At 62.4% G+C, this 12,617-nt stretch carries 10 protein-coding genes and 1 pseudogene; 3 read left to right on the top strand and 8 right to left on the bottom strand.

Annotated features, from left to right (window positions below; translation table 11 throughout):
* Positions 1-9: 9 nt before the first annotated feature.
* The 3 genes from GH656_RS06565 (at position 10) to hfq (ending at position 3,223) form a co-directional block, all read left to right on the top strand.
* Positions 10-870, top strand: a complete 861-nt coding sequence (locus GH656_RS06565) for an efflux RND transporter periplasmic adaptor subunit (RefSeq protein WP_153075135.1) — start codon at positions 10-12, stop codon at positions 868-870.
* A 356-nt stretch (positions 871-1,226) separates the two neighbouring features.
* Positions 1,227-2,453, top strand: coding sequence for an MFS transporter (locus GH656_RS06560; protein ID WP_153075134.1), 1,227 nt, complete (start codon positions 1,227-1,229; stop codon positions 2,451-2,453).
* 281 nt (positions 2,454-2,734) lie between these two features.
* Positions 2,735-3,223, top strand: a complete 489-nt coding sequence (gene hfq, locus GH656_RS06555; RefSeq protein WP_153075133.1) for an RNA chaperone Hfq — start codon at positions 2,735-2,737, stop codon at positions 3,221-3,223.
* A 245-nt stretch (positions 3,224-3,468) separates the two neighbouring features.
* On the opposite strand, the gene GH656_RS06550 is transcribed toward hfq, so the two are convergent.
* The 8 genes and pseudogenes from GH656_RS06550 to GH656_RS06515 all read right to left on the bottom strand — a co-directional run bounded on the left by GH656_RS06550 (position 3,469) and on the right by GH656_RS06515 (position 12,614).
* Positions 3,469-4,188 (bottom strand): DUF2968 domain-containing protein, encoded by a 720-nt coding sequence (locus GH656_RS06550; protein WP_153075132.1) that lies wholly within the window; start codon positions 4,186-4,188, stop codon positions 3,469-3,471.
* 44 nt (positions 4,189-4,232) lie between these two features.
* The gene (locus tag GH656_RS06545; RefSeq protein WP_153075131.1) at positions 4,233-5,627 is read right to left on the bottom strand and encodes a sigma 54-interacting transcriptional regulator; all 1,395 of its coding nucleotides are present in this window, start codon (positions 5,625-5,627) and stop codon (positions 4,233-4,235) included.
* Between the two features lie 19 nt (positions 5,628-5,646).
* Complete coding sequence (locus GH656_RS06540; protein ID WP_153075130.1) at positions 5,647-7,446, bottom strand: TadG family pilus assembly protein; 1,800 nt, start codon at positions 7,444-7,446, stop codon at positions 5,647-5,649.
* Between the two features lies 1 nt (position 7,447).
* Complete coding sequence (locus GH656_RS18160; protein ID WP_425495853.1) at positions 7,448-8,056, bottom strand: DUF3613 domain-containing protein; 609 nt, start codon at positions 8,054-8,056, stop codon at positions 7,448-7,450.
* 215 nt (positions 8,057-8,271) lie between these two features.
* Positions 8,272-9,168, bottom strand: a pseudogene (locus tag GH656_RS06530) (pilus assembly protein); the annotation flags it as partial.
* A gap of 20 nt (positions 9,169-9,188) precedes the next feature.
* Positions 9,189-10,235, bottom strand: a complete 1,047-nt coding sequence (locus tag GH656_RS06525; RefSeq protein ID WP_153075129.1) for a type II secretion system F family protein — start codon at positions 10,233-10,235, stop codon at positions 9,189-9,191.
* On the bottom strand, positions 10,235-11,257 hold the full coding sequence (locus GH656_RS06520; RefSeq protein WP_153075128.1) for a type II secretion system F family protein: 1,023 nt from the start codon (positions 11,255-11,257) through the stop codon (positions 10,235-10,237). The genes GH656_RS06525 and GH656_RS06520 overlap by 1 nt, the downstream gene beginning before the upstream one ends.
* On the bottom strand, positions 11,250-12,614 hold the full coding sequence (locus tag GH656_RS06515; RefSeq protein ID WP_153075127.1) for a TadA family conjugal transfer-associated ATPase: 1,365 nt from the start codon (positions 12,612-12,614) through the stop codon (positions 11,250-11,252). The genes GH656_RS06520 and GH656_RS06515 overlap by 8 nt, the downstream gene beginning before the upstream one ends.
* Positions 12,615-12,617: the final 3 nt, after the last annotated feature.

The raw sequence follows: 12,617 nt of genomic DNA, 5'->3' as shown, positions 1-12,617 counted from the left end.
AGTCGAATCATGACCATCCGAAATATCCTGGGTTTTGTCGCCACGGCCATCGTTTTCATCGTTGCGATCCTGATTGGCCGGGCCTTGTGGGTCCATTACATGAACGAGCCATGGACGCGGGACGGGCGCGTGCGCGCCGAAGTGATCTCGGTAGCACCGGACGTATCGGGCGAGATTGTCGAGCTGCCGGTGCGCGACAACCAGTTCGTGAAAAAAGGCGACCTGCTGATGCAGATCGACCCAGCGCATTACCAGATCGCCGTGGCCCAGGCAGAGGCGGCCGTGGCAGCACGCAGCGCTGAGTTGCAGATGCGCCGCGACGACGCCCGCCGCCGCGCCGATATCGACAGCCTGGTGGTGTCAAAGGAAGCGCGTGAGAACGCCAGCCATTCGGCGTCCAGCGCCCAGGCGCAATATCAGCAGGCGCTGGCAGCACTGGAAGGCGCAAAGTTGAATCTGGCCCGCACCCGGGTGGTGTCGCCAGTTGATGGCTATGTGACCAACCTGAGTGTGTATCGCGGCAACTATGCGACGGCCGGAGTGGCGAAGCTGGCGATTGTCGATAGCCATTCGTTCTGGGTCTATGGCTACTTCGAAGAAACCAAGCTGCCCCACGTGAAAATCGGTGCCAAGGCGGAAATCCGTCTGATGAGCGGCGGCGTGCTGCAAGGGCATGTCGAAAGCATCTCGCGCGGCATTTACGACCGCGACAACCCGCAAAGCCGCGAACTGCTCGCTGATGTGAACCCGACCTTCAACTGGGTGCGGCTGGCGCAACGTGTACCGGTACGGATCAAGATCGACAAGGTGCCGGATGGATTGGTGCTGTCGGCGGGCACGACCTGCACGGTGGTGGTGTCGCCCAGTTAGGGCCAAGCTCCACGCCACAGGTTCTGCTGCTCCAAGGCCAGGAACGGCGGCCCAGCGGGAGCACAGCGGCGGCCCAACCTGATTCAGCCTTGATTCACGCTGGCTCACGCTGGGCCGCCAGCACAACCGGCCAGCCTGCGCAGCTGGGCTTCCGCACAATCCTCGGCCATCGTCCCGGCAGTGCCCAATCCGCTCAAGCCCGTTTAAAACAGGCGTAAGCGGATTGGGCACTAGCGCACGGGATGTGACAAAATGCCCCACGCTGTCGCTGCAAAAAAGCCACGCACTACAACCTTCCCCCTCTTGCTACGGCCCCTGGCTGCCACGCTCCCTCTCTTTGCTACTCACCCCGCCCCATGGAACCCAGCCTCGATACAAGCGCCGCCATGCCAACGGCACCGGCACCGGCGTTGCCGCGCACGGTTTATCCGATCCTCGGCGCTATCAGCTTTTCGCACCTGCTCAACGACATGATCCAGTCGCTGATCCTGGCGATCTACCCGATGCTAAAGAGCAATTTCGCCCTTTCGTTTGGACAGATTGGCCTGATTACGCTGACCTACCAGATCACCGCATCACTGCTCCAACCGCTGATCGGGATGTACACCGACAAACATCCCAAGCCGTATTCGCTGCCAGTCGGGATGGGCTTCACGCTAAGCGGGCTGCTGCTGATGTCGGTGGCACCAAGCTTTCCTTTCCTGCTGATAGCCGCCGCGCTGGTGGGCTGCGGCTCGTCGGTGTTTCATCCCGAATCATCACGCGTGGCGCGGATGGCCTCGGGTGGGCGTCACGGCCTTGCGCAATCGCTGTTTCAGGTAGGCGGCAACGCGGGTTCTGCACTCGGGCCGCTGCTGGCCGCGCTGGTCGTGATTCCGCATGGCCAGCGCAGCATTGCCTGGTTTTCGCTCGCGGCACTGGTAGCCATCGTTGTGCTGACACAGGTTGGCCGCTGGTATCAGCGTCACCCTTTGGCTAAAAAGCGGGGGGCTCAAGCCGCTCACGCTGCGCTGCCACGCAACAAGGTGGTGCTGGCCATCGGCATTCTGGTGCTGCTGGTGTTTTCGAAATATTTCTACCTGACCAGCATCAGCAGCTATTTCACCTTCTATCTGATTGAGCGCTTTCATTTGCCAGTTCAGGCAGCGCAGATCCAGCTCTTTGTGTTTCTTGCTGCCGTCGCGGCGGGCACCATCATTGGTGGCCCGATTGGCGACCGGATCGGGCGCAAATATGTGATCTGGGTCTCGATTCTGGGAGTCGCGCCCTTCACCCTGCTGCTGCCCTACGCCAACCTGTTCTGGACCGGCGTGCTGAGCGTGGTGATTGGCGTGGTGCTGGCCTCGGCATTTTCAGCCATCCTGGTGTACGCCCAGGAGCTGATTCCGGGCAAAGTCGGGATGGTGGCAGGGTTATTTTTTGGCCTGTCGTTTGGCTTGGGCGGGATCGGTGCAGCGGTGCTAGGCCAGTTGGCAGACGCAACCAGCATCAGCTATGTCTACAAGGTGTGCTCGTTCTTACCGCTGATCGGCATGCTGACGGTGTTCTTGCCTGACATCGAAGGCAAACGCGCGAAAGCATAAAAACAAAGCAACACGCAACTGGGCGCGGCCAGCGCTACGCTCACAAGCCGGGCTGCTCTCGCCCGGTTCAGGAGCGATCAGAGGCGAAAAATGGGGGTTGGAGCGCCCCCCGCCCGGCTTCATTCCCGTGCGGATTCATCTATCCCGCACGGCTAGCCACATAGAAGATGCTTATCTGGCCACAAGCCGTTATAGTAGGCGCAGTTTTTCCCCGCGCAGCCGCCCCTCACGGGCTGACAGGCGAGCGCGGCCAGCATCCGTTTTCCTAACCTGACTTGTCCATGCCTTCCGCAGAACCGCATCCGCAAAACGACTTCATGAACGCTGCGCGCAAAGAACGAAAGCGCGTTGAAATCTACCTCGTCAACGGCATCCGGCTGACAGGTTGCATCGAGTCCTTCGATCAGTATCTGGTGATGTTGCGCACACCTGTTGGCCTGCAAGGCATTTACAAGCGCGCTATTTCCACCATCCAGCTCGACACTGGCACCCGGCCTGCGCCACGCACGCCGCGGCCCGCCCACGGCGAGCACGGCCACACCAGCCACACAACGCGCGGCCCGCTTGGTTCCCGTGAACATCATCGTGAACCACGCGAACCACGTGAGCCGCGTGAGCCGCGTGAATCTTTCGGCACCAGCCACACACCCGTCGAGCGCCCGCCAGCAGAACGCACACCAGCGGAGCGCACACCCGCCGATGGCCCGGTCATCGTGACCCGCCGCCGCAGGCTCTTTGGCACGCCCGGCAGCAACAACAACAACGAGTAAGCCTTAAGCCTCGTTACCGTGCGAGCCAGCGCAAACCACTGGACACCACGCTCACGGTAGCTGGCAAAAGTCACAACAAGCATCACAAAAGCCTTCGAAGAAATGCAAAAACCCCCGTGCATGAACTGCACGGGGGTTTTTGCGCTTTATCCTGGCTTAGGCCTGAATTGCCTCGCAGCCTGGCCGCGTGTACCACAACAAACGGGACAAACGAAACAAAGCGAGCAGAACAAAAACAATGGCTATCAGGGGGTTTTAGGCAAGCCACTTTCCAGTTGCTGCTGCAGCTCGCGCACCTGGCGCTGCATATCCAGCAACTGCGCCTGAGCCTGGCTTTTTTGCTGCTGCAGCAACAGCGCTTGCGCACGTGTTTGCTGCTGCTGGTTCGCCACAATCGACTGCTGCTCACGGGCGACGCTCAAATCTGCCTGCAAGCGATCGGCCCGGCCTTGCGACAACGCGATCATCCGCTCGGTCGATGCCTTTTGCGCTTCGAGCTTCATGCGCCGGATTTCCACGTCGGACAATTGCAGGGTCTGGCGCACGAAATCCTTGTAAATCAAATCCGCCCGGGTTTCGTCCTGAGTTTTAATCACGCGCCAAAAACTCTTTTGCTGAAATAACGCAACGTAATACGTCATTTCTTGCGCATGAAACAGCAGGCTCGCGCCATAACTGCCGTTGTATGTCGTCCGCAATTCAACCAGCGCCGAGCTGTGGATCATTTGCTGCAGTTCCGCGACATTGCCCGCCGCTGATTGCCCTGCCTCATCATCTGTCAGCGCACTGGATGACGGGCTCCCAGGCAGTGCCGGCAACGCTGTGCTTTGTGGCGAAGTGGCAATCACCGCACCACGGTTAGCCTTCGCACCCACTGGTAAATTTTGCCCCACCGCAACCTGCATTCCTCCGCTTGCAACCAGCGCCGACAACACAATTCGCCGGCATTTCAATTTGTAATTCATATGATTCCTGCTCGAACAGTATTTGTTTTAGCCAATTTATCTCATTATTGCTCACTTTCCCGGGTTTCTGGTTCTTCGTCAAAAATTTGATACTTGCGCATTTTTTCCCATAACACCTTGCGGCTGATGCCGAGATGTTGCGCCGTATCCTGACGACGCCAGCCATTTGCCTCAAGCGCGGCAAGCACGCGGCGGCGCTCAGGCATGTCCCATTTGCTGCGGTCAACCAACCCATCTGCCGCGCTGTCCTGTGCCACGCGCGGCGTGCTGCGCGCCAGCGTCAGCAGCCGCTGCAGCCGGACGGCATCCCACGCGCCGATCTGGCGCACCGTCACGCCAATGCGTTCAGCCAGGTTGCGCAGTTCGCGGACATTGCCAGGGAAATACGTATCGGCCACCGCATCCGCCAGCCAGTAAGGGATATCCGGCAGCGCCGCCAGGCGCTCCGCGCCTACCACCGTGGCCAGAAACACTTTGAAGAGCGCGATCTTGTCAATCGCGCCGCGCTCTTCAAGCGACGGCAGATGCAGCTCAATCACCGCCAGCCGGTAATACAGATCCGCGCGAAACACGCCATCCTTGACCAGTTGCGCCAGCGATTTATGCGTCGCCGCCACCAGCCGGAACTCAAGCTTCACCGGCGTGGCAGATCCAAGGCGCGTCACGGCACTCTCTTCCAGCACACGTAGCAGCTTGACTTGCTGATACAGCGGCAAATCGCCGATTTCATCCAGAAACAGCGTGCCACCGTCGGCCTGCTCGAAATAGCCTTTGTGCGCCAGCACCGCGCCGGTGAACGAGCCCTTGGCGTGACCGAAAAACAGCGACTCGAACAAACCATCGGGAATCGCGCCGCAATTCACCGCAACAAACGGGCCCGAGCCGAAACGCGAGTGTTTTTCATGCAGCAACTGCGCGATGCGCTCTTTGCCCACGCCGGTCTCGCCATGCACCAGCACGGTGCTATCGCAATCAGCGAAAGTCTCGACTTCGTGCAACAGCGCCTGCATCGGCTCCGAATGCGCGACCAGCGCGCTGGCTTCGGACGGGCGCGCCGTATGCGCCCGCAGTTGCTGCGCCAGCCGGGCAATCATGCCGCGCAGCTCAGCGCAGGTGAAATCGAGCGGCAAGATATGTGAGTACTCCGGTGGATAGCTCGCCGGATCATGTTCACGCGGGGCCGCACCCACCCAGATCACCGGCATGCCATGGGTCGCGCGCCAGTCGTGCAGCACCAGCGTGCCGCTATCCATCACCGAAACGCTGACCAGCGCCAGCGACGGCCGGGCCGCGATCCACCCGGGTGCCAATACAAGGTCGTCAGCCCGGATCACATCCACTTCGAAGCTCGCCATGCAACGAGCCACCCGCTCAAGAATGTCAGCCTTGCCCTCCCAGACATAGAGGTCGAGTTCGTCGATTTTGGCGGGGGTTCTCATAAGCCTGGGGCGCGAGGTGCTAGTAGACAAGTTGGGCCTGGCCGCACGACAAGCCGCTGTCGTGGACCGTGCTGATGCCGATCTGCACACCGAGCAGTTGCAGCAGCGGCACAAGAAGTGCATCAAGCGAAATCAGAATCGGGCTGAGCAAGCTCACGACGGCGCTGAGCACGGGTGCCACCAGCGCCGTCACATCAAGGCCGCCCAGTAGCGTCGCGTGCAGCGAGCCAGGCAACGCACTCACCAGTTGTGTCAGCAAGCCCGCCGTGGCCGAGCCTGCGCCGTTGGTGTTGGTCGACTGGTAGTCATCGCTGTCTCCCGCGATGCCGTTGAACACCAGCGTCGTGGGTGCCGCCGCCTGCAAGCTGAGGTTCAGGCCAGAGGGTGGCGAAGTGCTGCCAACCGAGATATTCACTAGGCCCAGCAAGCTAAACAGCAAGCTCGCGGAAGTAAGCGTGACGGGCTTTTGGCAAGTTGTGGACCCGGTCGTATTGGCAAAGTTGCTGGCGGCATCCGCGCCCACGCATAGCGCGGCAATACCCGGTTGCGCGACGATCACGCTCTGGCTGGTGGCTGGATGGGTGGTGCATCGCAGGCTTTGCAAATACGCGGTGCCCTGGCCTGCCTCGATGTAAATCGGCAAGTTCAGCGCGGTCAGATTGGCCAGGCCCAGCAGGCTGACGCCCTTTAGCAGTGCCACATTCAGAAAAACCCGGACCTGCGCCGAATGAGCACTGGTGCGCCAGGTGTCATCCGGCGCGCGCCCGGCTTCGCCGACGGCTAGCACGGGCGGCTCCAGCACTTTCGCCTGGGCCGTCAATGTCACCAGCGGCCCGAGATTAATGCCAAGGCCCAGATTGACCGCCGAGCTGCCGTGTGCGATTTCGGCGGCAACCAACAGGGCATCGAGCGCGCTGATGGTGGCGTTAGCCGCAGCCTGCTGGTCGGCAAGACTAATCGCCAGCAGGCCGTTGGCCGAGGATGAATCGCCCAGGCTGATTTTCGGGCCACCCGGCACAGCTGCGGCAATCGTGCCGAGATCCGTCGCCACACTCGCGCTCGCCACGCTGCTCTGACTCACCGCAGTCACCATCGCGTTGGCCAATTGCGCGATGCTCACCTGAGTGTTGAGCAGTTGGCTCATTGAACCCACTCCGAGGGCGGCCGCCAGATCCAGCAATTTCACCTGGGTTTGCGCCAGCCCCTGGTAGGACGCGAGGCTGAGGTTCAGGCTGGTATTGAGCAAGCCATTGAGCAGGCCGTTGAGCAAGGCGGGCGATGCGCTCGCCAGCGTGGTGGTCAGCGAAAATGCGCCGATATTGCTTGCTTTGGCGCTCGCCTGGGCCTGCACCAGCCGGGCGGGTCCGAGATAGAGATACGGCAGGTTCTGGCTCACCTTGACCTGCACGGCATTCTGCGGTGCCCCCGTGGTCGAGAAATAGGAAGCGCCCGCATTGACCGTGGGGTCCCAGCGACCGCAGCTCACACTCAGGCTGGCGCGTGGAGCGGCGGGCAGGCCATTCGCGCGGGCACTGCCCTGCGCGGCGGCGGTGGCAGCGGCGCACCCGGCTGCCACCCCGATGCTTTGGGCTCCGGCGAGCGCCGCCATATCGGCCGTGCGCTGCAACTGACGCCGCATCAGAAACGCATTACCCACATCCAGCGCGGCCAGCGCAACGACGGCGAGCCCGATCCAGACGGCGGCCAGCACGGCAATCGCGCCACGCTGGCGCGCGGGCCTGCAGCGTGTGGCACCACGCACGTGCAGCGCAGCTGCGGCTGCACTCAGGTGGCTAGAGTCGTCAGTGGAGAGAGGCATATCAGTTCGACGATGATCCGCCGCCGCTGTATTGAACCTGGAGTGGGCTCCCTCCGCCCTGGCTTTGCATAGGCGAGAATAACGGGGGGATTTTTGCCTTAAACGAATCGAGATAGCGCTGGTAGGCGAGCCCGGCTTCGGCTCCCAGCATGGGCTGGACAGGAGCTGCCGCCGTATTGCTGCGCTGGAGCGCCAGCCAGGCGCTGGTTGCATGGCCAACCTCGCTGGCACGCGGCGGCCTGCGTGTGGCCACGCTAGCGGCAGAAGCTTGCTGGGTTTGCTGGGTTTGCTGGGTTTGCTGGGTTTGCTGGGTTTGCTGGGCTTGCTGAGCTTGCTGAGCTTGCTGAGCTTGCTGAGCTTGCTGAGCTTGCTGAGCTTGCTGAGCTTGCTGAGCTTGCTGAGCTTGCTGAGCTTGCTGAGCTTGCTGAGCTTGCTGAGCAAACTGCGCCTGCGGAACAAACTGCGCTTGCTGCATTAACTGCGCCTGTTGAGCCTGAGCGGAGGCGCTAAAACCTGGCAGCAGCGCGCTCGCCAGCAGCAGCACAGCCAGCCGTCCCAGCTTCCCCGGCAGACGCATGGGTGCCGCCGTTATTTCATCTCTGCGTGCCATGACCATCCCCTGTCTGATGCGACCTTGCGTGCAGGTCATTGTGAAAACCGCTGCAGCATGCGCAACGCCTGACTCACCGCCTGATCCTGAGCCCCCCCATCGCCCCCCGTAGTCGCAGGCGCTGCGCGCGGATGCTCTGAGGCCAGTGTTTGCACCGGTGCAGCAGGCCGCTCCGGTGCAGCGGCTGCCAACGTCAAAGCAGAAACTGGACTAGAAACCAAAGGCGAAACCGAAGCCGCACTAGCCACCGTCCCAGCCATCACCGCAGCCCCCGCAGCAGGTACGCTCGCCCGCGCCACCGGTGCTGTCCGCACCGCCGCGGCACCTGCTGCGCCCGCAACCCCCGCTACAGCCACCCCACCAGCCAGCGCGGCCCGTTCCAGCGCGCGGTGGGCCGCGGCCACCGTCTGCGCCTCGCTCTCAATCGCGGCGCGCACCTCATCTGCGATCTTCTGCTCGTTCATCAGCGCCTGAGCCTGCGCACGCTGCCCTTCAGCCAGCAGATACAACGCCAGGTTACTGATGATCTTCGGATTGCTCTGATCGAGCTCCGCCGCCTGCATCAACGGCACGCGCGCGCCGTTGATGTCGCCGCTGCGCAAGCGCGCATAGCCCAGGTCAGAAAGCGTCGTGGCATCAATTGGCGCGAGCAGCACGGCCTGTTGCAGTGCTTGTGCCGCACGGGGGAAATCGCCCGCAGAACCCGCCAGCAAACCCAGCCCACGGTAGCCACGCGCGGCCAACGGAGTGTTCAGCAAAGCGCTATAAGCCGCCGCGCTCGCATCTGGCTGATCCGTGGCGCGCAGTGCATCCGCGCGTAACAGGCGGGTTTCAGGCGAGACGCCATATTGCTTCTCATAAGCGTCGATATGCGCCAGCGACGCGTAGTACAACCCTTGCGCCTGCATCCGTTCGATCAGTCCCAGATACATCCCCGGGGTATCCGGCGTGAGATCACGGCTGGCCTGCTGCAGCTTCGCCTCACGTTCAACCTGGGCACCGACGCCATAACCCTGTGGCCGGGAAGCACACGCGCTCACCAGCGCGCACAGCAATACCGCGCCCGCCACGCGCAACACATGCCCGCGCGCCACCTTCAACCGTTGAACCATCATGGCCATTTCCCTAATCCTTAGCGATGCAGCGAAGAGAGTGTCTTCGTCACAGCCAGCACCCCGGGCCCGGCTGTCACGATCAGCAGCGCGGGTAACAAGGTGACGATCATCACGCCCGTCATCTTCACCGTGAGCCGTCCAATGCGCTCGCGCAGCAACGCCCGGCGGGTTTCGCGCAAACGCTCGCCAAACTGTTTGAGCGGCTCCTGAACCGCGCCACCGTGGCGGTCAACCTGAATCAACAGGCGCACAATCGCGCGCAAATCCTCATTGCCGAAACTACTGACCAGCCGCTGTAACGACTGCTCGCGCGTGCGTCCAGCCGCGAACTGGCGCTGTGCGATCTCAAGCTCGCTCGACAGCACCGGTTGCACCCCGCGAAAGTCATTCACCATCACTTGCAGGCTCTGATCGAGTGAGAGCCCCACGCCTTGCAGCAAACGCAGCAAATCAACCAGCATTGGCAACTCGTCGACCACGGCATCGCGCCGTGCCGCCGCGCGCCGGCGAATATAGAGCTTGGGCAGCATGAAGCCGCCCAGCGTGCTTAGCAGCACGAGTAGCGAGTAATGCGGCTCCGCCAGATGATGGTTAGCGAGCAAGCCCACCAGCAACGGCAGCAGCACCGCGCACAGCAGCCGGGCAACCAGAAAGAGCCCGCGCGAGCGGGTCTCGACAAAGCCGCTTTGCTCCAGCAGACGGCGATCTTCATCGGCCACGATCAAGCGCCCCAGTGGCGTCTCAAGCCAACGCACGCCCGCCTGAGAAAGCTGCCGCAGCCAGCGGTTGAACATGCTCCAGCGGGTGGCATGCGCTGCCGCAGCGGCTACAGCAGCAGCCGGAGCTGCGCTGCTGGCACCTGCGGCAGCGCTCACCGCGCCATTGCGCGCTGCGGCGGCCACAGCAGCAGCGGCCGCCGCAGCGGCACGCTGATCCAGCGCCTGAGCCAGCGTGTGCGCGCTGCGCCCCTCGCGGGCCAGCCGTAGCAACAGCACGCCCGCCAGCAACAGCAGCGCCACCGCACCCAGCACCAGCGCCAGGACAAGCACCGAGATCGGTTTCATCAGTTCCCCTTAAGCCGCGCTAGCCGGTACAGCAGAAAAGCGCCCGCGATTTGCAGCGCAAACGCCAGATACACCAGCAAGCGCCCGGTGTCGTCATGCCACATCACCCCGAAGTACGCTGGATTCGACACGATCAAAAAACCGCCAATGCCAATCGGCAACAGGGCCAGCACCCATGCCGACAGCCGCGTTTCGGTGGACATCGCAGTCAGTTCCCGCTCAGCCTGCTCCAGATCGCGCATGAATGACGCCATACGATCGAGCATCACATCCGCGCGGCCGCCGTATTTGACGGAGAGCCGCAGCACCGCGCCAATCAGGTCGAACTCGCTGATGCGGTACACCAGCGCGACATGCGCCAGCGCCCGGTCGATCTCGGTGCCGAGGCGCAGCATCCGCGAAACGTGATCAAGGCATTCACGCAATGGCGCTTCGGTGCTTTGCAGCGACGCCTGAAAGGCCGCTGGCACGCTATTGCCCAGCACGATCAGGCGCACGATGCCATCGAGAAACGAAGGCAATTGCCGCACGATCATCTGACGGCGTTTCTGGATACGCCACGTCACCAGCATGTAGCTCAAGCCGCTGCACGCCAGCAGCATCACGCCACCCGCAAGCCAGCCCCCCTGCTGCACGGCCCAAAAGCACAGCAGCAGCGTGCTGATGCTCACTCCCAGCAGCAGCATGCGGGCATGCGCTAGGCCCGCGCGGCTCGCTAGTTGCGTGAATCTGGCCGCGACCAACGCTTGCACATAATTCCAGCGCGCCTGCCCTCCCGCACCGCGCGCCGGGGCCCGCAACGGCTGGGCCGAAGCGCTCAGCGCGCTGGCCTGAACGCCATGGGCTCCCTGAGCACCATGAACACCCTGAGCGGCAAGACCAGGCGCTGCGGCCATCCGGCTGTCGACGAAGCGTTCGGCGCTGACACGCTCCTGGCGTTGCGCGCCACGCTGCAATAGCAGCAGCGCACCCGCCACACACAGCAGCGCGAGCGTGCCCAGCAGCGCAATCGCGCTAGACATTGAAGCCCCCGCCGCCAAAGCCACCAAAGCCGCTCATACCGCCGCCTACACCACCCGCCCCCCCTCCACCACCCAGCGCTTGCCTGAAGCGCGCCAGCTTCGGCGAATGCGGGTGGATTCCCAGCGACACCCATTGATCGCGCTCCTCACCATCCACGCCCGTCACCGGCTCATAGCGATACAGCTCCTGGGTCGCAATGATGTTGTCCGACAGTCCGGTTACTTCGGTGATCGACAAAATCCGCCGCCGGCCATTCGATAGCCGCCCGATCTGAACGATGAAATCAATCGCATTGGCAATCTGCCGCCGCAAGCTGGATTCAGTGCCTTGAAACCCAGCGAAGCCCGCCAGCATTTCGAGCCGGTACAGGCATTCACGTGGCGAGCTGGCGTGGACCGTCCCCATCGAGCCATCGTGGCCGGTATTCATTGCCTGCAGCATTTCCAGCACTTCCCCACCCCGCACTTCGCCGACGATGATCCGGTCTGGCCGCATCCGCAGCGTGTTGCGCAACAGGTCGCGGATGGTCACCAGGCCCGAGCCGTCAAACCCGCCGGGACGGCTTTCGAGGCGCACCACATGAGGATGATTCAGCGATAGCTCGGCGGTGTCTTCAATCGTCACGACCCGCTCGGTCTCTGGAATATGAAACGCCAGCGCATTCAGCAACGAGGTCTTGCCCGAGCTTGTGCCACCCGCGACCAGCACGTTGCAGCGCGCGTTCACCGCCGCTTCCAGCAACGCGCCGATCTCATGGTTATAGGTGCCGTTGCCCAGCAGATCGTCAGGCCGCAACGGGTCTTTGCGAAACTTGCGGATCGAAACAATCGGCCCGTCGATGGACAGCGGCTCGATCACGACATTCACCCGTCCGCCATCCGCCAACCGCGCATCGACCATCGGATTCGATTCGTCGAGGCGGCGTCCGATCGGCGCCAGAATGCGCCGCACGATACGCAGCAAATGGGCGTTATCCGCAAAACGCACCGGGATTTTCGCCAGAATGCCGTGACGCGAAACATAAACGTCGTTGTAGCCGTTGATCAGGATGTCTTCTACCGCCGGATCCTGCAGCAGGTCCTCAATCGGGCCAAAACCCGCGAGCTCCTTGGTCAGCGCTTCAGCAATCAGCCTGACTTCGCTTTCGTTGATCGGAATCCGGCGCAGGCGCACGAAGCTGTCGATCTCCAGATCGACGAACTGGTTGATCGCCTGACGCGACCAGCGGCCAAACTCCGCGCCCAGTTCTTCGATGCGGGTCAGCAGATGCTCGTGCGCAGCATTCTTGATGTCCTGAAACTGCTGGCTGTGCGCGAACGAAGGAGCATCGTCGGCAAACTCAATGTCTTTTGCCATCGT

Origin of the sequence: Paraburkholderia bonniea (genome assembly GCF_009455625.1) — a bacterium.
Taxonomy (GTDB): Bacteria; Pseudomonadota; Gammaproteobacteria; order Burkholderiales; family Burkholderiaceae; genus Paraburkholderia; species Paraburkholderia bonniea.
This window is presented reverse-complemented; position numbering and strand designations above follow the sequence as displayed.

Coding starts and splice junctions, on each gene's coding strand:
- GH656_RS06565 (WP_153075135.1), top strand. CDS start 10: ATGACCATCCGAAATATCCTGGGTTTTGTCGCCACGGCCATCGTTTTC.
- GH656_RS06560 (WP_153075134.1), top strand. CDS start 1,227: ATGGAACCCAGCCTCGATACAAGCGCCGCCATGCCAACGGCACCGGCA.
- hfq (WP_153075133.1), top strand. CDS start 2,735: ATGCCTTCCGCAGAACCGCATCCGCAAAACGACTTCATGAACGCTGCG.
- GH656_RS06550 (WP_153075132.1), bottom strand. CDS start 4,188: ATGAATTACAAATTGAAATGCCGGCGAATTGTGTTGTCGGCGCTGGTT.
- GH656_RS06545 (WP_153075131.1), bottom strand. CDS start 5,627: ATGAGAACCCCCGCCAAAATCGACGAACTCGACCTCTATGTCTGGGAG.
- GH656_RS06540 (WP_153075130.1), bottom strand. CDS start 7,446: ATGCCTCTCTCCACTGACGACTCTAGCCACCTGAGTGCAGCCGCAGCT.
- GH656_RS18160 (WP_425495853.1), bottom strand. CDS start 8,056: ATGGCACGCAGAGATGAAATAACGGCGGCACCCATGCGTCTGCCGGGG.
- GH656_RS06525 (WP_153075129.1), bottom strand. CDS start 10,235: ATGAAACCGATCTCGGTGCTTGTCCTGGCGCTGGTGCTGGGTGCGGTG.
- GH656_RS06520 (WP_153075128.1), bottom strand. CDS start 11,257: ATGTCTAGCGCGATTGCGCTGCTGGGCACGCTCGCGCTGCTGTGTGTG.
- GH656_RS06515 (WP_153075127.1), bottom strand. CDS start 12,614: ATGGCAAAAGACATTGAGTTTGCCGACGATGCTCCTTCGTTCGCGCAC.